Source organism: Eubacterium maltosivorans (assembly GCF_002441855.2).
Taxonomy (GTDB): domain Bacteria; phylum Bacillota; class Clostridia; order Eubacteriales; family Eubacteriaceae; genus Eubacterium; species Eubacterium maltosivorans.
The window spans coordinates 3,125,925-3,146,298 of sequence record NZ_CP029487.1 but is presented as its reverse complement, the minus strand read 5'-3'; the positions used below and the strand labels follow the sequence as shown (position 1 = coordinate 3,146,298).

Here is a 20,374-nt window from a genome sequence, read left to right as displayed (position 1 = left end):
AGCTTACCTCCCGTCAAAATCCTTGACAATGAATTTTAACTTGCCTCCTTTTTGATTATGAATGGGCGGCTCCTGACTCTGTATAAATTTTACAGGCGGGCACCCGTTTCTCTGAAAAAAATCCTCCAGTATTTTTCTGGCTTCCTCAAACACAGTAGTACGCTTTTCCTCTGACTCGGGAATCATTCTGATCTCAAATTCTGTTTCCCCTCGCTGCACCAGCTGCAGGGCGTAGACCCCCTCGACATACTGGAGCAAATATTCTACATTAACGCCCAGCATCTCAATGCCGCCTACGGTCAGGTTCTCTCCCGTTCTTCCCAGTATTTCCATCACAGGCAGGGCAATGCCGCAGGAACAGGGCTCCTGGTATATTTTTATTTTATCCTCCATATAGTAGCGGATAATCGGCTGCACATAATTCGTCAGATCTGTGACATAGACGCCGTCCGACCATTCGCCAACTTTTGTCGGGCTTCCATCCTGGTTAACTGGCTCCAGAATCACCCAGTCGTCATTCACATGAAGCTTTCCCAAAGAGCAGGACATCGCGGCCTCGCCACCCTCTGTGCTGCAATAATTATTTAATATCGGACAATTAAAGGTCTGTCTCAGCGCATGGTATACTGTTTCTGTTAAAACCTCTGCCGAGCAGGCAATGGCCTTTGGAGCGATACGCAGCGTTCCCTGTTTTTGCGCATTGGCCAGCGCTCCCATAACTGAAGGGTACCCTGTGACCAGGTCTGGCTGGAAGGCGTTTAACTGCTCCACAATCGAAGCGACGTCCGATGTGATGGAGACCTCCAATATATTTTCCTCACATCCGGGGTATGCTTTTTTAGTCCGAAGCAGACTGGAATATGAGGATACATGCGGGTCCAGAAAAATCGCTGCTGCGATTTTATTTCTGACTGGTATCATCAAATCCGGGTCTGTCTGTCTAAGCAGTCTGGTCTGCATCATGGCGCCATGAATAGTGTTGTGATAGGAATCTCTGACCATCGGCACAGGGCTTCCGGTGGTTCCGGAGGTTGTGATGGCTGTGTACGCTTCAAGATAACGTTTAACTCCAGCTTCTGGACTATTGATATATTCAAACACACCATCGTAGGTGATCCGCGGATCGGTGACCCAACCCTGGTAGTCTTCCATCAACACCCGCTTATTGGTTGGCGGCAGATCTTCAAGGGCATAATGCTCTCCAATATCTTTATAGGCTTTTCTAAAATATGCAGAGTGCGCTCTCGCATAGTCCACCAGACTGTGAAGCCTTTTTTCTCTAAGGCTGCCGCGCTGCTCTGGGCTCATTTTCTCAGCCTCCTGGCACAACGCCACGGCTTCCTGCATCTCAATTGTCTTCATTTTGTTCCTCCTCGTAAATTCATTCCAACAGTAAGAATATTCTCTCCATCTATATATGCATAATCGATCTGGTCAGCATTTTCCTTAACAAGGTATATGCCAAGCCCGCCGACAGGGCGTTCCTCCGCAGGACTCGTAATGTCCGGGGCAGGACGCAGCAGAGGATTATATGGCTCACCACAGTCCTTAAAGCGAACGACAAACAAACCCGCCTCTGCGCTGCACTCGATCCTCACACTGCCCTGTGATTCTTTATACGCATAACTCGCTATATTTACAAAGACTTCTTCCGCAATCAGCTCAAGCTTTTCTGGCTCTTTTACGCCCCCGTATTCCCGGGCCGTCTCAGTGACAAAATCCAGAGCTTGATAGAGGCGGTCTGTCTTTGCCGGCAATACGACCTCTTTCATCTCCCTAATCTCTTTGGATTGTAAGAACCTTGTCAAATCCGCTCATCCGCATAACCTCAAAGACCGGCTGGGTCGGGTTTTTCACACAAAAAGATGCACCGCACTGATCCGCTGCTTTTTTGCAGACAAGCAGGGCCCGCAGGCCCGCGCTGGAGATATACTCCAGTTTTTCGAGATCTACAACCAGTTCCTTACAATCCAGTTCCTTCACAGTCTCCACCATCTCCGGCGCCGTCACTGTGTCCAGCCGGCCCTCCAGGGCGATGGTCATACAGTCTTTATCCTTCACTTTCAAAATGTTCATACGCTTTGTCTCCTCATTTATTTATTTTTACAACACTGCAGTTCATTCCCAGGATATAGTCATAAGCGATATCGCTGGAAACTGCTTCCGCCACTGCCAAGTTACTAAACTGGTTTTGCGTTTCTCTGGTTTTAAGCGGGTCCATAGGATATCCGTTATCCTTAAAGATAATCGAGATTGCCTCGTCCTCTAAAATCAGACGAATATCAATATATTGTTTTTTCTTTTTTCTGCGATTTTCCGGCTGGTTTTCAATGGTGTTAACAGCCATCTCCTCTAGCACTACGCCCACTCTTCCCGCGGTCGTTTTATCGATGCCGTTATCGATACAAAACCGGATCGCCGCATCCGAGAGTCCAACCACCTGCGCGGCCTCCTGCGAGAGCGTCACGTCCAGCATGGTTTCGTCTCTTTCCTTTTCGACCAGGAAAAATCCGCTGGCGTTTGGATTTTTCTTCCTTACTGTTTTGGTGTAAATAAAAATACAGATAATCGTCAGTATTTCTCCCACCGGAAAAGCTGCCCAAATGCCGACAGCGCCAAATATTTTGGATAAAATCCACGCGGCAGGCACTACAATTGCAAAGCCCTCTAAAAAGGCAACGACACTCGATAAGCTCTGATATCCCATGACCTGGTATACGCAGATGGAGATAAACAGAAGTCCCATAAACGGCAGGCTGATCGCGTAAATCCGAATGGCCTCTACCGCGATCGATATCTGGACCGGGTCTGTCACACCAAATAAACTGGTAATCTGCACGGGTATCGTCTCAAAGAAGAACAGCAGGATTAACGTAGCCGTTCCGGTGATGGCAATGGCTTTTCGAATAGTGAACCGTACCCCTTCAATGTCCCGCTCACCATAGAGCGTCCCCAGAAGCGGGATCATGGTCTGCGCCGAGCCTCCGACAAACATGGAGACAATGGACAGGCAGGACGTACAGACAGAAAAGGCCGTCACGCCATTGCTTCCAAGATACACCATGACAATCGCGTTAATGCAGGTAAGCCTGAAAAAATTCAACGCTGTGTTGATGGTCATGGGCAGGCCTGTGCTCATGATCTGAATCAGCGTTTTCAGTTTATTGTCCGGCACTCTGCAGAAGCGGAGCTCTTTTGCCCGGTATATCCCAAATAATGCGACGAAGAGTCCCACAAGATAGCCGGTGCCCGTGGCGAGCGCCGCTCCGCCGATTCCGGTTTTCAAAAACACAATATAAACGATGTCCAGAGTCAAATTGACGACATTCGCAATGATCAAAACACTGGAGGCAAGCTTTACTTCTCCGGTAGAACGGAGAAAGTATACCAGCCCCGGAGCAAGAATCAAAAACGGCGCTGCCAGCATAACCACGCGCATGTAGTCAAACACCAGCTCCGTCAGGTTCTGCGCGTTCGCTGTCAAGATTTCTGCAAGCGGCCGGCAGATAAACAGGCCTAGTACGAATATGATGGCCGATACCAAAACCATGGCTAAAACGGACAGTGTAAAGAGCTGTTTCGCATATTCCTTTTCCCTTTTTCCAAGGGCTACCGAATATAAGGTAGCGCCGCCCACGCCGACCAGCACATAGACCGAGTTGAACAACAATGTGATCGGCAGCACCAAATTGACCGCGGCCAGCGCGTCTGGTCCTAAGATATTTCCCACGATGATACCATCGACCACTGTACTCAGGGACAGCGCCATGGTCATCAACACTGTCGGGAAAAAAAACTTCATAAACTGCTGCTCAATAATATTTCCTTTTCTCTCGAACACTTTTTCCCTCCTATTTTACCGCCAGCGCCAACATGGTAATATCGTCTGATGGTTCGGCGCCTTCTGTAAAAGCTTCCAGACTCTGCTCCATGGTTTTAATCAATTCACGGCAGCTGGTATTTTCATTCATCGCTGTATTTATCTGCTCAAAGAGCCTGTCGTTCCCATAAAATTCCTTCGCCTGATTTTCAGCCTCATTCACGCCGTCGGTGTAGATAAACAGCTCAAAATCGTCCGCGATTTCCATCGTGTAGCGGCGGTACTGCATCCCCTCCATGGGCCCGAGCACAAAATCCGCTTCCCCGTCCAGCCATTTAACTTCACCGGCATTTCGGCAGATCGGCGGATTATGACCCGCGCTGGCATAAGTCATCTGCCTGTTTTTCCGGTCCACCACGGCCGCAAAAGCAGTGACAAACATCATTGCCGGATTGGTTTTGGAGAGAATATCGTTGACACGCGCCAGCATCTGCTCCGGCGGCAGCATACAATTTGCCTCAATCAGCGTCTTTGTCTCTACCATAAACATCGCCGCCGAGATATCCTTTCCTGAGACGTCCGCAATGCAGATAAAAACCCGGTCCTCATCCAGCGTAGAAAAATGATAGAAATCTCCGCCCACCTCCTTTGCAGGTTTAATGTAAGGCACAATGTCAAAGCCCGTCCCCGTCCAATTTCCAGGAAGCAGGCCTCTTTGTATATTTCTGGCGACACTCAGTTCTGCCGCAAGCTTTTCCTCTTTTTCCGTGCGTCTGCGGATATCCTCCACGTAACTTTTGAGGTCGTCCACCATTATATTGACAGACTCGCTCAGATCATCCAGCTCATTCCCCACAGGCTCAATAACCAGCCGGTCCTCCTCAAGCCTGTCTCCCGAAGCAAATTTCCGAGCGTACTTCGAAACCGCCAAAACCGGGTTGATGATCTTCCGCTGGATGATTTTCAACAGTAACGGAAGGGTAATAATCAAAAATGTTCCCGCTATCGCAATAAGCGTGATTACGCGCAGCCACAGTACAGAAACATCTCCCTCTCCCCCGGCCATGTAGACAAAATCCGCATAGAGAATCCGGAGAATCGAAATACAGAAAATGACTAAAACTATCCCTAAAATCGACAGAAAAAAGGTCACAAACTGTGCGCCTATTCCTACCGCCGGAGGGCTGATATCCATGTCGGCATGCTCTTTTGTTCTCCGGCCCCGGGTCATTGGCAGCAGCGCCAGAGCTGCGGTAAAAATAAGTAAACCCACACATAAGCCCGTAATCAATGGGGTGCTCCGCACTTCTGCCCCTGTGGCAATCACTGACAAAACACCTGAGAGAATGACAATACAGGCTGAAAGTATATAATCGACGAGAAAATACCGCTTTTTGTAGTTCTGCCTGTAAGCTGCTTTTGGTATCTGCGGCTTTATATGAAAAATGGTTAAACAGATTTGAAAAACAAGCATTCCTCCAAGCAGTGAAAAATCATAGTATTGCAGCGCCACAGGAAGAAAAAAGCCCGCGAAGGAAAAGCCTCCCAACAGCTGCCCGCCTGCCGCAATAACGCCGATGGACGCGCAGCTGACAACAACGGAGATACAGACCAGCTTTATGACCGACCCCAATGATTCCAGATAGGCCAGCGAATGCTCTTTGAAAAAGAACATGCTGTGCCACATTTTATAAGGAAGCCAGGCCATCAAAAGGTTCCCAAAAAAACCAAAAATACAGTAGCTGTCAAAGCCCGTACAGATATCTGCCGCAAGGTTGCCAAGCGCACACGCCAGCGCCCCCGGAAATCCAAACAGCAATCCCGCAGGCATCGAGATTAGATTGGTAAACCGAATCTGTGAATAGCCCCCGCCAAAGCTAAGCTGTGCAAAAGGAAACGCTAAAATAAAATAGAGAATTGCGATCAACAGATACATTCCAAACTTTTTTGCCTTCATTCTCCATCCTTTCTTTTATCCGCATTTTTTTATGAATATTATAACATATTGTGGTATTATAATATAACAAATGCAAGTTTGCTTAATTTTTCGAATTGATTATAAGCTGGCCTTTAAAACCAGAACGCCTGCCGGGAGTTAAAAAATGAAAATATTCTACTGCAATATACAAGATTTTCCTTCAGACACCACTTCTCTTCTTCAGCGTCTTCCTCAAAGCCAGCGGTCTAAGATCAATTCCTTCCTTCGGCCAGAAGACAAACTGCGGTGCCTGGGAGGGCGGCTTCTCTTAACGCATTGTTTTGGCGCAGATTATGACAGCCGTGTTTTTTATAATACCTATGGCAAGCCTTTCATAAAAGACGGCCTCTGTTTTAATCTCTCCCATTCAGGCGATTATGTCGTTCTCGCATTATCCGCCCGGGCGGTGGGCGTCGATATCCAGTATCACGAAGAGGGCGATTATATTTCCCTGTCCAGAATTGCATTTCACGTATCAGAGCAGCAGTATTTAAAAAGCTGCAGACCGCTAAAGGAGACCTTTTATTCCCTCTGGAGCCTGAAGGAAAGCTACATGAAAGCAGTGGGAATGGGTTTTTCGATGCCTTCCTCCTCTTTTTCCATTTCGCTCACCGAAAATGGCCCGCAGTTCGATACCGACACCGGATACACGCCGCTGCTCATCCCTTTTTATCCCGAATATTCTCTGGCCGTTTGTCTAAAGGGCGGCGCTGAAAATGTCGAGGTTGAGAACGTCCAGTTTTAACGCTCGCTTTATACGGCGTTACCTACTTATCTTCTTTTTCTTCCTTACGCTTTTTAGCCGCCAGGATGGCCAGCAAACCGCCGGAGATCACAAGGATCCCCATAAGTCCGTATCTGCCCTGTAGCCTGTTTTTACAGCGCCATTCCCGGCGCTGTTTTTATCAGACGTTGTGTCTTTGTTTTTATCGCTGCCGGCACCGGCGTTATCCTCTGGCTTCTTATCACTCAGCGTATAGGTTGTTGTCATCGCTCCTGTGTAGTTGCCCTTGAATGTGATAGTGACCGTGACTGTGTCTCCGTCCTGCATCGTCGTCACATCATAGTCTTTTCCCTGCACCAGCACCTGATCGCCGTCTTTCAGCGTCAGATGCTTGAGATCAGTGTCTGCGCCGATCTCCGGTACGGTTATCTGGCTGTCTGCCGCCGCGCTCTTTGGCTCAATCACAAAGGAAATCGCTTCACTTTCTGCGCCTTCGTAATCATCCGTGCCGTCAACGACGGCCTTCATATACCATGTCCCGGCATTGGTCGGTACCGCCTCGGTGAATATGCCATCCGCCCTGTCGCTGTAGAGATAGCGCGGCTGTCCAAATCGAAAGCCGGCAGCCGCCGTATTCGGCGGGGCGCCATAGGTCCAGTCGGAAATGTCAAGTGCGCCTGTCCATGCATTCGCTGCTTTGGAAATCGTAAATTCCTCTGCGTCAGACGTCGCCGATTGATGGTTGTCATCGGCCGCGACAGTGGCCGTCACACGGTAGGTTCCGGCGCTTTCAGGCGCTGCTGTAGTTTCTTCCCAGCTAAGATCATCCTTTTGCTTTTCCCATTTATAGGAAACTTGGCCAGTGCTGCCTGTCTTTGTGACAGCCGGCGTATCGTTGACAGGCTGCCCGTCATAGGTCTTACTCAGGTTCTCGGTAATGGTAATCTGGCTCTCTGACATTGGTACGGCTACTTGCAGGGTTCTTGCCACATAATGACCGCTGCTGTTATAACGGCTGACGCTTGTGTAGTCGTAGTTGCTGTCATCGACGGTAAGCCTTGCCTCATAGCCGCTATTGCTGTGCGTCAGCTCCTGTGTGCCGTCTGCCCATGTCCAGCCGGCAGGGAGCGTGACCGTAGACAATTCTTTACCATCGTTACCTTTCAGCTCAATTGGTATTTCTATGTCTGTATTTGTCATTATAGCTTTGGAAATCGTAAATTCCTCTGCGTCAGACGTCGCCCCTTGATGGTTGTCATCGGCCGCGACGGCTGCCGTCACGCGGTAGGTTCCAGCATCTGCAGGAGCCGCTGCAATTTCTTCCCAGCTGGCGTCCTCCTTCTGTTTTTCCCATTTATAGGAAACGGCGCCAGTGCTGCCGGTCTTTGTGACAGCCGGTGTGCTGCTGACAGACTGCCCGTCATAGGTCTTACCCAGGTTCTCGGTTATGCTTATGGAGCTGGCTGTCTTAAGCCCTTTCAGGGTGATTTCGACCTTTAATTTTTCTCCATTGCCGCAATCATAGATATACTTGATCGGCGTGTCACTGCTGTAATTGGTGAATCTGCCATTGCTAACGCTTGCTCCGCTTAACTCTGATAACCTATTGATATCAAGCCCGGGAAGCTTCTCTTCAATAGAAAACGAGTCTTCACCAGCGCCCAAGGTTAAGACGATGGACGAGGGGTCTGGTTTATCAAAAGTACTTAAATGCGTGTTGCTGACATCCAGCCATGCCAGCGGACAGCCGGTACATCTCAATTCTTCCAAAGCCGTATTCTTGCTGACATCGAGACTTGCTATTCCGGTGTTGCTGCAATACAATTTTTTCAACGCCGTATTCTCGCTGATATCAAGACTTGTTATTCCGGTGTCTCTGCAATACAAGTTTGTCAAAGCCGTATTCTCGCCGACATTCAACGCTGTTATTTTTGTACCACTACAGTCCAAGGTTGTCAAATCAGTATTCTCGCTGACATTAAGACTTTCTATTCCGGTGTTGTAGCACCACAAAATTTTCAGCGCTTTATTCTTTCTGATATCAAGGCTCGTTATTCCGGTGTTGTTGCAATACAAGTTTTCCAGAGCGGTATTCTCGCCGACATTCAATTCCGTTATTTTTGTACCATCACAGTCCAAGTAGGTCAACGCCGTATTCCTGCTGACATCCAATTCCGTTATTTCTGTATTCATACATTTCAGTTCTGTCAAAGCAGTAAAAAACTCAATGCCTTTAAGGTCTTTAAGGCCTGTGACTTCAAAAAGTCTCTGTATGACTTTAACTTTTGCTATTTCAGCTGCCGATAAGCTACCGTCGTTGTTTTTGTCATATCTTTTCACATACTCGCGAAACGCTGGATCTGGAAAATTTTCTTCATTGATCGCAACATCCCCGGCCTTTGTGGCCGGAGCCGGTTCCTTTTCACCTGGCTCTGCGCCGTTCGTCTGTATGGCAGTCTGCGCGGGCGCAGGGGCGCTTTCTCCTGCCCTGACAGTGACTGGGCTCAGGGCCGTAAAAACACTGAAAACCGCTGTCATTGCCACTGCCGCCATTTGTTTCTTCCTGTTGTTCATCTTCCCTAATCTTCCTCTCTATTCCTTTTACCGTGCAGGTTTCAGGCACAGCCTGCTGTCCTGTTCCCGGGCTGCGCCTGGCGTTTGAGCCGGCACGTCTATAAAGTTTATCCTAGCAAAAAAACAATCCATAAAAAAGGGGGGTATTCCTACTTGGTCGAAACTTCTTCCTAAGTGGTAAGATTTTTCCTTGAAATCCACTATGCTTTCCTGCTATCCTTATAAAAAAGGAGGTGTCCTCAGTTGGATAAGAATACGTCAAAATGGAAACGCGGGCTGGTTCTGCTCTTTGCCGTCATCACTCTGCTTGGCGTTTCCTTTCTCGGCTCCTACACTCATACAGACGCGGAGAAGCTGTTCCTCACCCCGGTATTTGAGGACAGCAGAGGCTGGGACATCTACACATTGGAAAACGGCGCCAGAAAGGATGTCACGACACAGGAGCTGCCCGGCACAAGGGGAACGCTCTACCTTTCAAGGGTTTTAGACAGGGAATTGGAGGAGACGGGTTATACGGTTCTGGAGCTGGATGGGACCGGCTGGCAAAGCAGCGTTTTTCTGGACGGCGAGCTTCTCTATACCGTAGACCCGGCGCTCGATAACCGGATCGGCGCTGTGGAATTTCCAGAAGCGTACAAAGGCATACAGGGAGTGGGCGAGTATGCCAGGGTATCGCTGCCGCCGGATTATGCCGGAAAGACGCTGACAATCGCCCTCGGCTATGGCGGCGAGCCGGACTACAAGAGTATGCCGATGGTGCGGCTGTCCAGCGAAGCCATACAGACGCAGACGCTCATCAGTGACGCGAACCGTATTTCCATGCCTGCGGCGGCCTATATGATGGCTGCCCTGCTGCTGCTGGGACTGTTTCTCTATGATTTTTATCATGGCAAAAAATCCTGCTCTATCCTGCTGCTGACAGCGGCGGCGTTGGTGCAGGCACTGCGCACGCTGCTGGGGTTTGAGTTTTATTTTGCTTCGCACTTTTCCCTGAGCGTCCCGGCAGCAGACCTGCTGATCCCTCTGTGCGCCGGACTTCCCATGCTGTATCTGTTTGCGAACATGAAGCGGTGGCAGAAGTGGTATGGCTGGTTTTTGATCGTGCCGCTGGGCCTGGTGGCCACGTTTCATCTGGCGGCAGGGTTTGAACTGTTTTCATTTCTTTCCTACTATCCCTACGATACGCTGCTGTATATCTCACTGCTGGCCCTTGTCGTATTCGCGGTTCTGGAATACCGTGACCGCAATACTGTCTACCGTCTGTTTACGCCGGCTTTTTTTGCAGTCCTTGCCGGTATTCTTCTCGTCTATCTCGGCTTTGAACTGACGGGAAACACCGACAATAATCTTGTGGGCGTTCTGAGACACCCGGTCGCCATGTCTTATCTCCTTCTACAACACTGCGGAGATATTCTGCTGATACTTGGCGGGGCTGTCAGCTTACTGCTGACCATCAAAAGGGCGGCGGACATGCAGAGTGAGCTTTCTGTCATGACTGTAAAAAATGAGCTGATAAGCGAAAATATCCAGAGCATCCAGAAAAGCAGCAGGGAGATCGCGGAAATGCGTCACGATATGCTGCGCCATCTGCACACGATGCTGGACCTCTACCATGAAGAAAACAGTGAACGGCTGGAGGCATACCTGCGGGAGCTGACGCAGGAGACGGAAGCCATACTGCCGGTCAAGGTGTGTGAGCATCCTGTCGTCAACGCCCTTGTAACACGGGCGCTGATAAAGGCAGAGAAGGCAGATATTCGGATGGATTTACATGTGGAGGTGCCCGCCGGTATCTCGATTACAGACAATGACCTCTGCACGCTTCTGATGAATATGCTCGATAACGCCATCGAAGCAGTGTCCGCACTTTCTAAGAACAGACAGCGGCGGATAGAGCTCACCATGCATGTGCGCGGCCGCTACCTGTTCGTGGAAACGCTCAACCCCTGTGAGAAGCCGCTGCGGATGGATGGAAAGAGCGGACTCTGCGTCAGTGATAAAGGTGACGGCCACGGCTATGGCATGAAAGCCATGTCGGACATTGCCAAAAAGTACAGCAGTATCCTGCAAATCAAGCTGGAGAAGGGGACCATCATGGTGCGCACAGCGCTTCTCATGCCGCAGGACAACGCATAAAAAACGCTGCCTTCTTCCATTTGACTGGAAAAAGGCAGCGTTTTTTATGCTGGATCAGATTTTTAAAAAGGTAAAATATTTCTCAAAGATTTTGTCGTAGTAGCGGCGGCTGACAGGGAATATCCGGTCATTGTCCATGAGAACTTCCGTGCGCTGTATTTCCTTCACATGGGCCAGATTGATAACATAGCTGTTGTGTGACTGACAGAATTCAAATAGGGGAAGCTGTGGCTTCAGGGCGGAAAGCGCCCCGTTCCAGTCACGAAATCCGTCGCTCATCCATATCCTCGTGCGGTGCTCTGTCGCTTCCAGCGCGTAGATTTCCTGAAACGGTATGATAATCTTTCTGCCGTTGATCTTGACGACAAGGCGGGTATCGGCATAGCTGCGGCGGTAGTCTGATAACAGAATCTCCTTAAATTTTTCAAAATCCACTGGCTTCAGCAGATACCACAGCGGCTGGGTGTCGAAGCAGTCAAACACATAGTCGCGGTAGGACGTGATAAAGATGATGCTGCAGGTGACCTCGTGTTTGCGGAATATCCTTGCAAGGGCCATGCCGTTTTCGTCGGAAAGCTCGACGTCCAGAAGCAGAAGCTGATAACGGGCGGGCTCTTTCAGCACTTTTTCCTGTATCCCGCCGGCTTCGGAGAAGCAGTCTATCTCGAAATCAGAGCCGGTTATCAGCCCTTTTTCACAGAGGATGGTTTCTGTATGCCGGCTCAGCTGGTTCAAAAAATTTTCATCATCATCACAGATAGCAATCCGGTACATCCTGCCACCGCCTTTCTTAAAATCGAGCATCTCTTTTCAGAGAAAGTATACCATTTTGTAGCAAATCAGACAATTCTTTTTTCATCCGCAGATAAAAGTGTTTTTGGCGGGGAATCGTATTGAAACAAAAGAAAATTGTGAAAACTTCGTGGCCGCCAAAAAATAACAAAAGCGGGTTCCATTTGAAACCCGCTTACTTTCTGCTTATATGGCGTGCCACGAGGGATTCGAACCCCCGACCTTTCGGTTCGTAGCCGAACGCTCTATCCAGCTGAGCTAGTGGCACGCATCGTGAGCACCTGTCGTGCTTACCTTTCATATTATAACAGCTTTCCAAAAGATTGCAAGTCTTTTTTTGAAAAAAGTTTTAAAAAATTTCAAGCCGCGCGTATTTTGCTGCTAACGCCCCCTACGGCCGTCTTTCGTCCTTCTCTTCCTGCATTTTCAGCTTGAGGGTGGTGGCCTTGGCCACAGCCTTTACGCGGGTCTCGATATAGCGCTCACGCCAGCCGATTTTCTCCACGATGTCGTCGCAGAATACCTGGACGCTGATGTCCGGAGCACCCTGCGCTTTCGCGGCCGCGGCCGCCCGGGCTTCGGCTTCCCTTTGCACAAACGCCACGGCCTCGGCTTTATCCTGAAAGCTTCTGCACTGGCCGGCCACATGGGCGACATAACCGTCGTTTTCCTCATCGGGGCGCACCAGCGCGGTGACGCGCTCCTCGACAGCGGCCATGGCTGCGCCCACAGCGTTGGCCACCTCGTAGTGCTCTGGGACAATGACAATGCGGCCTGTTTCCTCGTGAATTTTCTCATACCAGGTTTTGGCCGGCGCGCCGATGGCGATGATGGGAACCGCATGCTCCTCGTACAGGCTGAGCACCTCTTTTTTGATGATTCCCAGGATCTGCGCTTCGGCTTCGCCGACATAGGCATCGGGGTTTTTATCTGTCTGCGCGTCCACGGCGCGGACGACCCGCTCACGGTCCCAGCCTTCAAAATCTCCGGTGTAGTGCAGCAGATCGGTAGGGGTCAGCCCATCGCTGCCGCCGCGACAGGCTGGCAGGACACGCCGCCCTGTCAGGGTGGGGCGTCCGTCCACTGGAATGATCTGTGTATCGCCGCCCAGCCCGCAGGTGTTGATCTGAGCAGAGTCGATCTGGGTCTGCCAGTCGCCAACGCGCGCGCCGATGGGCGCCAGGGTCAGGGTGTTGTCTATGACAATGCCGCTGTCAGTGGTAGTGCCCCCCATATCGACAACGACACCGTCATCGCAGCCTGCCAGGCTCAAAGCCCCGATAACGCTGGCGGCCGGGCCGGACAGAATGGACTCGATGGGCTTTTCCTGAATAAAGGAAAGGCTGGCCAGATTGCCGTCGCCCTTTACCATATACACGGGCGCGTCGATGCCCTGATCTGCCAGCGTCACCTCCACAGCACGGATAAAATCCTCGAGAATGGGGATCAGGCTGGCGTTGAGGACTGTGGTGACAGTCCGGTCGTGGAACCCCAGCTGGCTGCTGAGCTCGTGGCCGCAGACCACTGGCAGGGCGCACTGCGCTTTAATGATGTTTTTGACCGCCAGCTCCTGACCCGCGTTGCGCACGCTCATCATGCCGGACACGGCAAAGGCCTGCACCTGGGGCGCGATGGCTTTGCAGGCTTCGATGACCTGCGCCGTATCCAGCGGGATCACCTCTTTTCCCTTGATATTGACCTTTCCCTGAACCTGTGCCCTGTGTGTGTCGGGCAGCTCGCCCTTTGGCAGCTCGCCGATGATGATCAGCCCTGTGGGGCGTCCTTCGCCCTCGACAATAGCATTGGTAGCCAGCGTGGTGGACAGCACCACCTTCTCAACGGTATCCTCCGGGCCTAAGCCAAGACCGCGGATACTCTTTCCAATCCCGACGGCCAGATTGTCCCTGGTGGTCGGTGATTTTGCTTTTTTTAACACTTTTTTTGTTTTCTGTTCCAGTAAAACGGCGTCGGTATACGTTCCGCCCGTATCAATTCCTAATACTGTCTGCATCGAAATTTCCTTCCTGTCTTAAAACCTGTCTGTGATGAACCCATTATAACAAATATTTGCCTGGAAGTCTCTCCCATTTCACGTTCTTTCGGCGCGGCCAGCTCTGGTTTTACAGTGGCCTCCGGCTCTTTTCTATGTTAAAATAATCTAAAACAAAATGAAAATCGAGGAGTGCTTATGTATCCCATCATCCAAAATATTTTTCTGCTGCAAACCGGCGGCACTATCGGCAGCGCCATTCATGACGGCTGTATTGACATAGACCCCGAAAAGGGTGACGCTCTGATCCAGACCTATCTGAAAAATGCGTCCCGGCTGGTCGATTTCGAGGTCAGCCGCCCCTTTACCATTCTGAGCGAAAACCTGGTGCCCGCCCACTGGTCCCAGATCATCAACGCCCTTAAAACCGTCGATTTTGACCGTTACAAGGGCATTATCGTGACACACGGCTCCGATACCCTGCCCTACACAGCGGCGGCTTTAAGCTATTTTTTTAATACCACACCCATTCCCATTGTGCTAGTCTGCTCAAACCATCCGCTGGGTCATCCCGAGAGCAACGCACTGCCCAATTTCAGCGGCGCGGTGGATTTTATCCTGAACACCGGCCTGCCAGGCATTTTTACCGTCTATGAGAATAAAGACGGCAAAACGCAGATTCATCTGGGGACGCGGCTTCTGGAGGCGGACTGGATCAACGACAATTTCCTAAGCTTTGGCGGACGCCCCTTCGCCATCAATGACCGGCACTGCCTTTCTCATGGAAACGCGCGGCTGAGCCCGTCCATGGACGCTTTAAAGAACCGACCACACCACACCGGCTGGGCCGCCACGCCAGTGTTCAACCAGAAGGTGCTGGCGCTCCGCGCTTATCCGGGCATGGACTACCGCTACATTGATCTGGGTGGCACACCGCCGGCCGCGGTTCTTCACGCGCTCTACCACTCGGCCACCGGCAACGCCCAAGGCCCCGACGGCGCTTCTCTTGCGGGTTTTATCGCCAGCCATCCGAAGTCCGACCATTATCTGATCTCCTTTAAGAACGCGCAGGGAGACCTCTACGCCACCGGCCATGACCTCATTAGCCAGGGCGGCATCCCTCTGGAAAATATCTCTTTTGAGGCCGCGGTCACCAAGCTTTATTTTGCTTATAACCAGAAAGAAACCGATCCGGCTGACTACATGCGCGCTGAGCGGTTTTTCGAGTTCGTGTAAATTAAAATAATTCGCATTTAGCAAAAATTTGCATTTATCTTTTCTGTTTTTCGTTATAAAATAAGGATATATATTAAGGTAACGAATCTAGGAGGTAATATAAATGTACGATGTTGTAATAATCGGCGCTGGAATCATCGGTACGAGCATTGCCCGTGAGCTCTCCCGATATGATCTCAAAATCGCCCTGCTTGAAAAGGAAAACGATGTGTCTATGGGTTCCACAAAGGCAAACTCTGCCATTGTCCACGGCGGCTACGCCGAAGCCCACGCCAAGCTCAAGGGCCGCGTGTGCTATCAGGGCCGCAGGCAGTTTGAGAAGCTGAACGAGGAGCTGAATTTTGGTTTTGCGCCCATTGGTTCGCTGGTTCTTGCATTTGAGGAGGAACAGAAAAAAGGTCTGGAGGACCTGCTTGAAAACGGACGCCTCAATGGGCTTCCGGATCTCGAAATTCTGGACCACGACGCCATAATGGAAATCGAACCGAATGTGAACCCTGAGGTCAAATACGCGCTGTACTGCAAAGGCGCCGGCGTCTGCTCACCCTACGAAATGGCCATCGCTCTGGCCGAAAACGCAGTGGCCAACGGCGTGGAGCTCTACCTTGAAACGCCGGTAAAAGCCATCGAACGGACCGAAAACGGCTTTGACGTCATTGCCGGCGAGGACCAGGTTTTTGATACCCGCTACGTGGTCAACGCTGCCGGGCTGTACTCAGATAAAATCTCCGCTATGGTGGGCGTGGACGATTTTCAGATTCTCCCGCGCTCCGGCGAGTATCTGCTCATGGTGCGCGGCTCCGGCTCCGCCATCAACCAGGTGCTGTTCCAGATGCCGACCAAAATGGGCAAGGGTATTCTCGTCACACCAACCTACCATGGCAACCTGCTCATCGGGCCGGACGCTGTCAATGACGAAAGCGTCGACCGCGACACCCACGCCGAACGCCTTCTGAAGATTTTTAAGGAAGCGACCCTGACCACAGACAAGCTGAATATCAAGCAGTTTATCCGCAGCTTTACAGGTGTGCGGGCAGTCAGCACCACCGATGACTTTATCGTTGAGGAAAGTCGTGTGCCTCATTTCATCAACGTTGCGGGCATTCAGTCGCCAGGTATTACCTCTTCACCGGCCATCGCCCAGATGGTCGCTGGAATTCTGAGAGACGCTGGTCTCGATCTTCGGGAGGACCCGGGCTTTAACCCGCACCGCGATCCCATCATCACTAAGAAGGCATTAAAACCAATGAAGGAAATCCTGCCGCTTTTAGATCTGCCGCTGGGTGATCCTGAGCGCATGGTCTGCCGCTGCGAGCAGGTCACCGAGGCCACGATTCTGGACGCCATGCACCGCGGTATCCCCGTCACCACCATCGACGGCATCAAACGCCGCACCCGCGCGGGTATGGGCTGGTGCCAGGGCACCTTCTGCCGTCCGCGCGTCGCTGAAGTCATGTCGAAAGAGCTGGGCTACGAAATCGACCCAGGCTTTGACATTGAGCACAGCGGCGTTAACCGCATCGGCAAAAACGAAATTGTTGCCTACATCGAAGAACATATGAAAGATGAATAAGCCTGCCCTGAGATACAAACAATGCGGATAAGTTTTTTTCTACATTCTCTGTGCCATAAAGCGCAGAAAAAACGGTACGGTCCGAAACAGACCGTACCGTTTTTAAATAGTTTCTACACCATTAAACTCATAACAAACTGAAAAACAGAATCCTCATTTTCATCCCAGAAGGACTGCATGATCTCTGTGTTTTCTTCTTTTTCAATGCCCTTTTCTACCTGGCTTTCCCAGGATTTAATTGCTTCTGATTTGATTTCCATGATTTTCCTCCTATTTGTAAATGCCGTATTCGTGCACAAACTCGTTGACCGCGCGGAAATTTTCCGCCTTCACGTCCTTGACGGTGAGCAGCGATTTATCCGTGGTAAAGAGGTAGCCGCCGTTCGGCGCTGCCTTGTCGATGATTTCTTTGGCAGTGTCGATACACTGCTGCACGGTGCCGGTTCTCAGAATGCTGAGCGGCATATTGCCCATGATACACATCTTTTTGCCCAGCTTTTCCTTGACCACGCCCAGATCATCCTCTTCAAAATAGCCGATAACACCCTTTGGCAGCTCCTGAAGGAACTCGTAATAGCGGGTCCAGTTTTTTTCAAAGAACACCTGAATGGTGTAGCCTTCGCCCACCAGCTCGTCGATAAGTGCCTTAAAGCTTGGCCAGTATAGCTTTTCAAAGTCCTTGGTGCGCATGTAGGAGGGCATGTGCAGCGGCATAAAAACAGATGCGCTGCCGCCTGGTGTAGGGTTGCTCAGACGGGCCAGTTTGGCCATAAGCGGTGTGGAAACCTCTGCCGCCTGGCGGATCTGTTCGGAATGACGGCGGATATCCATAGACGCGCCGCTGAAGCCGCGCAGCTGATCTGCCACAAAGTCAAAGGGGGCTTCGGTGATGCCGCGGCGCAGGTTTGGAACCCCATATTTTTCTGCCACCAGGTTGTTGCCTGCCACAATCTTGCCCATGATACGGTTATTGGCATTGATGGCTCTTGCCCAGTTCAGGCCGCCTTCCATCCCCTCTGCCGCCAGGGCCGGGTATAAACGCGGCACTACCTTGTTGACAATGGTCTTGTAGGGGTCTGCGATATACTCATCGTATTCGTCAGCGTTTAAGCCGGATACCTCTGGATGCTGCACGTAGCCGTTGCTGTCGTTGGGCACAAACGATTTAGACTGCATAACTTTGTAGAAAAGCGGGAAACGGCCCATATAGCCGCCGCCGTCAAAATAGAAGTCCTCATAAACCTTTGAGTAGGCCTCGGCGATACGGTCCACATTCCAAAGGGCTTCTTTCATATCAAAGCCTGCATACTCGATGGCAAAGGTCGGATCGACCTTACAGATAACCGGAATGCGGTCCGGTTGTTCAAGATTGACTGCCTTCTGGCATCTTTCTAAACTTTCCTGATATTTACTCATTTTACACCTCTTAATGTTTAAAATTATAATTATTTTTTTCCAAAATTGTCATCCTGTTTAAATTCATTCGCAGACATAAAGCTTGTCCTTTCCCAGGAAATATGATATTCTAATGAGACAGTTTATGAAAAGGAGCCGCTTTATGTACGAAAAAGGGGTTCAAACCCGTAACATGATCTATCAAACTGCCAAGCAGTTATTTTATGACAAAGGCTACGAAAAGACCAAAATCAAGGAAATCGCCGACACGGCTGAGGTTCCCATCGGTCTTTTTACCTATTATTTTAAAACCAAAGATAAGATTGTTCAGCACATTTACTCTGAGTTTTTCACCCAGATCAGCCTCCGTATCACCGAAGCGATGAAGGACGGCCTGGACAATTCCATCCTGCGCCACGCCATTCTGTCCTGGATTTATTATGAGATTATCCTCAGCGATGAAAACAACCGCCGGTTTTACTATGAAAACCTCAAGAAAACCTCAAACTACCGGATCATGAATAAGACCGCTACCCAGACTTACCGCCGCTATGTGGAGGACTTCAATGTCGTGATCTCTGACCATGATTTCCAAAATCTCCTCTACCTCGACTTTGGCGCCCGGCGGGAATACTTTCTGAATTTCTTTGAAAAGCCTCTGGCCGACACCACCGACGATGTGATTTTTCTCATTAACGGTATCCTTCCCAGGCTTCTGGGCATCGACCAGAATACCATTACTACCATGCTTTACAAAGGCATCAACACTGCCAAAACCATTTATCACGACGATATTCGCTTCCTTGTGTAAAGGAGAGACGAAGCCCGCAGCCGCCGGGCTTTTTTTATTCCTCAGCCTTCTTAGCGTTTTTGGCTGCCAGCAGAACCAGAATCCCCAGAAGCGGGCCTGCCGCCATGGCGATCCAGACAGAAGAAAAGCTGCCGGTGCTGTCAGACATAAACCCGAATACCAGCGGGCCGATGAGAGACGCCAGCTGGAACATGACATTGGTAAAGCCTGTGGCCGTTGCCGAGAAGGCCGCGCCGGAGTAGTCAATGACAATGGCATTGAGATGCGGGTTGGCCGTATAAGAGAAAAAGCCAAACAAAAAGCCGGTCAGCATCAGGGCGCCCACGCTGGTCTGCATGCCAAAAATAACAGTGATCACCACCAGAACCAGATAACAGCCCATAATAAACTTACGGCGGTCCAGATGGAATTTATCAACAATAAAGCCAGAAATTACTGAAGCGATAATACCGCCGGCGCTGTAAAGCATCATAACCTGTCCGGCCACAGAGCTTTCAATGCCGAGAGAGCCCATATAAGCGTTTGCCCAGGTCGCCGTGCCAAGGGAAACCCACATCAGGCCAAAGCCTGCCAGCCCCACGAGCACGACACCTTTATTTTTCAGAACATCGCCCAGGCTTGAGAAAAAGCCGACCTTCGCAATCTGGCTTTTATCCACCTTTTCGCTTTTAACAAGAACAAAAACTAAAACTGCAATAATCATGGCGATAATGCCGATTACTCTGAAAGCACCCTGCCAGCCCATGCTGCTCAGCAGAACAGGTCCAAGGTAATTGCTTAAAAGCAGTCCGGCAGTCGGGCCGACAAGTAAAATCCCAAAAGCCATACTTCTTTCGTTTGGCTTGAAGTATTTGCTGATCATCTTTCCACAGCAGGCCATGATACAGCCAGCGCCCAGACCTGTCGCCACTCTCAGGGCAAAGCCCATCTCATAGCTTGTCATCATGGACAAGAAGAAGGTTGCCACGCCGCCGATCAAAAGCGAGATGGACATGACAAACTTGACGCCAAAACGGTCTGCCAGCATGCCGCCCGGAATCTGTGTAATCAGATATCCGGTATAAAAGGCCGACATATAAGCCCCAGCCTCGGTGGCGGACAGGCCAAATTCCTTACTCATGGTAGGAATGAGCGGCGACCAGATAAACCGCGTCATAAAGGTGACGGTAAAGCTGGCCAACAAAATAAATAACATAAACCAACGAAAACCAGAGCTTTCTTTTGCTGCTTTTTCCATTTTCCCCTCCAAATTTTTCACAATCAAATTTTATAAACCTCATGAAATTTACAATATTATTGTATTCGCTATCACCTGGTTTGTCAACCATAATTTTGTATTTTATAA

General features: G+C 50.3%; 16 protein-coding genes and 1 tRNA gene. 5 read left to right on the top strand and 12 right to left on the bottom strand.

The features are described 5' to 3' along the window. Positions 1 to 3 precede the first annotated feature (3 nt). From CPZ25_RS14570 to CPZ25_RS14550, 5 genes are read right to left on the bottom strand one after another with little or no spacing between them, the layout of a single operon-like run. The gene (locus CPZ25_RS14570) at positions 4 to 1,362 is read right to left on the bottom strand and encodes a phenylacetate--CoA ligase family protein (protein WP_096919098.1); all 1,359 of its coding nucleotides are present in this window, start codon (positions 1,360 to 1,362) and stop codon (positions 4 to 6) included. After that, positions 1,359 to 1,772 (bottom strand): ATP-binding protein, encoded by a 414-nt coding sequence (locus CPZ25_RS14565; protein ID WP_096919097.1) that lies wholly within the window; start codon positions 1,770 to 1,772, stop codon positions 1,359 to 1,361. Before CPZ25_RS14565 ends, CPZ25_RS14570 begins: the two co-directional genes overlap by 4 nt. Before the next feature lie 4 nt (positions 1,773 to 1,776). Then, complete coding sequence (locus CPZ25_RS14560) at positions 1,777 to 2,076, bottom strand: STAS domain-containing protein (protein ID WP_096919096.1); 300 nt, start codon at positions 2,074 to 2,076, stop codon at positions 1,777 to 1,779. Between the two features lie 13 nt (positions 2,077 to 2,089). Then, a complete protein-coding gene (locus CPZ25_RS14555; protein ID WP_096919095.1) occupies positions 2,090 to 3,841 on the bottom strand; it encodes an MATE family efflux transporter in 1,752 nt (583 codons plus the stop codon). Between the two features lie 10 nt (positions 3,842 to 3,851). Beyond that, positions 3,852 to 5,777: a SpoIIE family protein phosphatase gene (locus CPZ25_RS14550; protein WP_096919094.1), complete on the bottom strand. Its 1,926-nt coding sequence runs from the start codon at positions 5,775 to 5,777 to the stop codon at positions 3,852 to 3,854. A gap of 145 nt (positions 5,778 to 5,922) precedes the next feature. On the opposite strand from CPZ25_RS14550, the gene CPZ25_RS14545 reads away from it, so the two are divergent. Beyond that, a complete protein-coding gene (locus CPZ25_RS14545; protein WP_096919093.1) occupies positions 5,923 to 6,543 on the top strand; it encodes a 4'-phosphopantetheinyl transferase family protein in 621 nt (206 codons plus the stop codon). 87 nt (positions 6,544 to 6,630) lie between these two features. Here the strand turns inward: CPZ25_RS14545 and CPZ25_RS14540 are convergent, their stop codons facing one another. After that, a complete protein-coding gene (locus tag CPZ25_RS14540) occupies positions 6,631 to 9,096 on the bottom strand; it encodes an MBG domain-containing protein (protein ID WP_133067062.1) in 2,466 nt (821 codons plus the stop codon). A gap of 243 nt (positions 9,097 to 9,339) precedes the next feature. On the opposite strand from CPZ25_RS14540, the gene CPZ25_RS14535 reads away from it, so the two are divergent. After that, complete coding sequence (locus CPZ25_RS14535; RefSeq protein ID WP_096919091.1) at positions 9,340 to 11,232, top strand: sensor histidine kinase; 1,893 nt, start codon at positions 9,340 to 9,342, stop codon at positions 11,230 to 11,232. Positions 11,233 to 11,286: 54 nt separating this feature from the next. Here the strand turns inward: CPZ25_RS14535 and CPZ25_RS14530 are convergent, their stop codons facing one another. The 3 genes from CPZ25_RS14530 to CPZ25_RS14520 all read right to left on the bottom strand — a co-directional run bounded on the left by CPZ25_RS14530 (position 11,287) and on the right by CPZ25_RS14520 (position 14,035). Next, positions 11,287 to 12,006 (bottom strand): LytR/AlgR family response regulator transcription factor, encoded by a 720-nt coding sequence (locus CPZ25_RS14530; protein WP_167495244.1) that lies wholly within the window; start codon positions 12,004 to 12,006, stop codon positions 11,287 to 11,289. Positions 12,007 to 12,215: 209 nt separating this feature from the next. Then, positions 12,216 to 12,292 (bottom strand) — tRNA-Arg (locus CPZ25_RS14525). Between the two features lie 123 nt (positions 12,293 to 12,415). After that, the gene (locus tag CPZ25_RS14520; protein ID WP_096919089.1) at positions 12,416 to 14,035 is read right to left on the bottom strand and encodes a hydantoinase/oxoprolinase family protein; all 1,620 of its coding nucleotides are present in this window, start codon (positions 14,033 to 14,035) and stop codon (positions 12,416 to 12,418) included. A 177-nt stretch (positions 14,036 to 14,212) separates the two neighbouring features. Here CPZ25_RS14520 and CPZ25_RS14515 point away from each other — a divergent pair, with 177 nt between their 5' ends. Together CPZ25_RS14515 and CPZ25_RS14510 are read left to right on the top strand one after the other, a co-directional pair. Then, on the top strand, positions 14,213 to 15,250 hold the full coding sequence (locus tag CPZ25_RS14515) for an asparaginase (protein WP_096919088.1): 1,038 nt from the start codon (positions 14,213 to 14,215) through the stop codon (positions 15,248 to 15,250). A 103-nt stretch (positions 15,251 to 15,353) separates the two neighbouring features. Further along, a complete protein-coding gene (locus CPZ25_RS14510; protein ID WP_096919087.1) occupies positions 15,354 to 16,823 on the top strand; it encodes an NAD(P)/FAD-dependent oxidoreductase in 1,470 nt (489 codons plus the stop codon). Between the two features lie 113 nt (positions 16,824 to 16,936). Here the strand turns inward: CPZ25_RS14510 and CPZ25_RS20535 are convergent, their stop codons facing one another. Beyond that, a complete protein-coding gene (locus tag CPZ25_RS20535) occupies positions 16,937 to 17,083 on the bottom strand; it encodes a hypothetical protein (RefSeq protein WP_158501405.1) in 147 nt (48 codons plus the stop codon). A gap of 10 nt (positions 17,084 to 17,093) precedes the next feature. Next, positions 17,094 to 18,239, bottom strand: a complete 1,146-nt coding sequence (locus tag CPZ25_RS14505) for a uroporphyrinogen decarboxylase family protein (RefSeq protein WP_074617923.1) — start codon at positions 18,237 to 18,239, stop codon at positions 17,094 to 17,096. A gap of 142 nt (positions 18,240 to 18,381) precedes the next feature. Here CPZ25_RS14505 and CPZ25_RS14500 point away from each other — a divergent pair, with 142 nt between their 5' ends. Continuing rightward, the gene (locus CPZ25_RS14500; RefSeq protein WP_058696060.1) at positions 18,382 to 19,029 is read left to right on the top strand and encodes a TetR/AcrR family transcriptional regulator; all 648 of its coding nucleotides are present in this window, start codon (positions 18,382 to 18,384) and stop codon (positions 19,027 to 19,029) included. 34 nt (positions 19,030 to 19,063) lie between these two features. Here CPZ25_RS14500 and CPZ25_RS14495 read toward each other — a convergent pair whose 3' ends face one another. Further along, the gene (locus tag CPZ25_RS14495) at positions 19,064 to 20,266 is read right to left on the bottom strand and encodes an MFS transporter (protein WP_058696061.1); all 1,203 of its coding nucleotides are present in this window, start codon (positions 20,264 to 20,266) and stop codon (positions 19,064 to 19,066) included. Positions 20,267 to 20,374: the final 108 nt, after the last annotated feature.

Excerpts from the sequence above, each read along its gene's own strand:
- CPZ25_RS14510 (WP_096919087.1), top strand. The coding sequence starts at position 15,354 with ATGTACGATGTTGTAATAATCGGCGCTGGAATCATCGGTACGAGCATT.
- CPZ25_RS14550 (WP_096919094.1), bottom strand. The coding sequence starts at position 5,777 with ATGAAGGCAAAAAAGTTTGGAATGTATCTGTTGATCGCAATTCTCTAT.
- CPZ25_RS14520 (WP_096919089.1), bottom strand. The coding sequence starts at position 14,035 with ATGCAGACAGTATTAGGAATTGATACGGGCGGAACGTATACCGACGCC.
- CPZ25_RS14540 (WP_133067062.1), bottom strand. The coding sequence starts at position 9,096 with ATGAACAACAGGAAGAAACAAATGGCGGCAGTGGCAATGACAGCGGTT.
- CPZ25_RS14500 (WP_058696060.1), top strand. The coding sequence starts at position 18,382 with ATGTACGAAAAAGGGGTTCAAACCCGTAACATGATCTATCAAACTGCC.
- CPZ25_RS14515 (WP_096919088.1), top strand. The coding sequence starts at position 14,213 with ATGTATCCCATCATCCAAAATATTTTTCTGCTGCAAACCGGCGGCACT.
- CPZ25_RS14505 (WP_074617923.1), bottom strand. The coding sequence starts at position 18,239 with ATGAGTAAATATCAGGAAAGTTTAGAAAGATGCCAGAAGGCAGTCAAT.
- CPZ25_RS14530 (WP_167495244.1), bottom strand. The coding sequence starts at position 12,006 with ATGTACCGGATTGCTATCTGTGATGATGATGAAAATTTTTTGAACCAG.
- CPZ25_RS20535 (WP_158501405.1), bottom strand. The coding sequence starts at position 17,083 with ATGGAAATCAAATCAGAAGCAATTAAATCCTGGGAAAGCCAGGTAGAA.
- CPZ25_RS14560 (WP_096919096.1), bottom strand. The coding sequence starts at position 2,076 with ATGAACATTTTGAAAGTGAAGGATAAAGACTGTATGACCATCGCCCTG.
- CPZ25_RS14565 (WP_096919097.1), bottom strand. The coding sequence starts at position 1,772 with ATGAAAGAGGTCGTATTGCCGGCAAAGACAGACCGCCTCTATCAAGCT.
- CPZ25_RS14545 (WP_096919093.1), top strand. The coding sequence starts at position 5,923 with ATGAAAATATTCTACTGCAATATACAAGATTTTCCTTCAGACACCACT.
- CPZ25_RS14570 (WP_096919098.1), bottom strand. The coding sequence starts at position 1,362 with ATGAAGACAATTGAGATGCAGGAAGCCGTGGCGTTGTGCCAGGAGGCT.
- CPZ25_RS14495 (WP_058696061.1), bottom strand. The coding sequence starts at position 20,266 with ATGGAAAAAGCAGCAAAAGAAAGCTCTGGTTTTCGTTGGTTTATGTTA.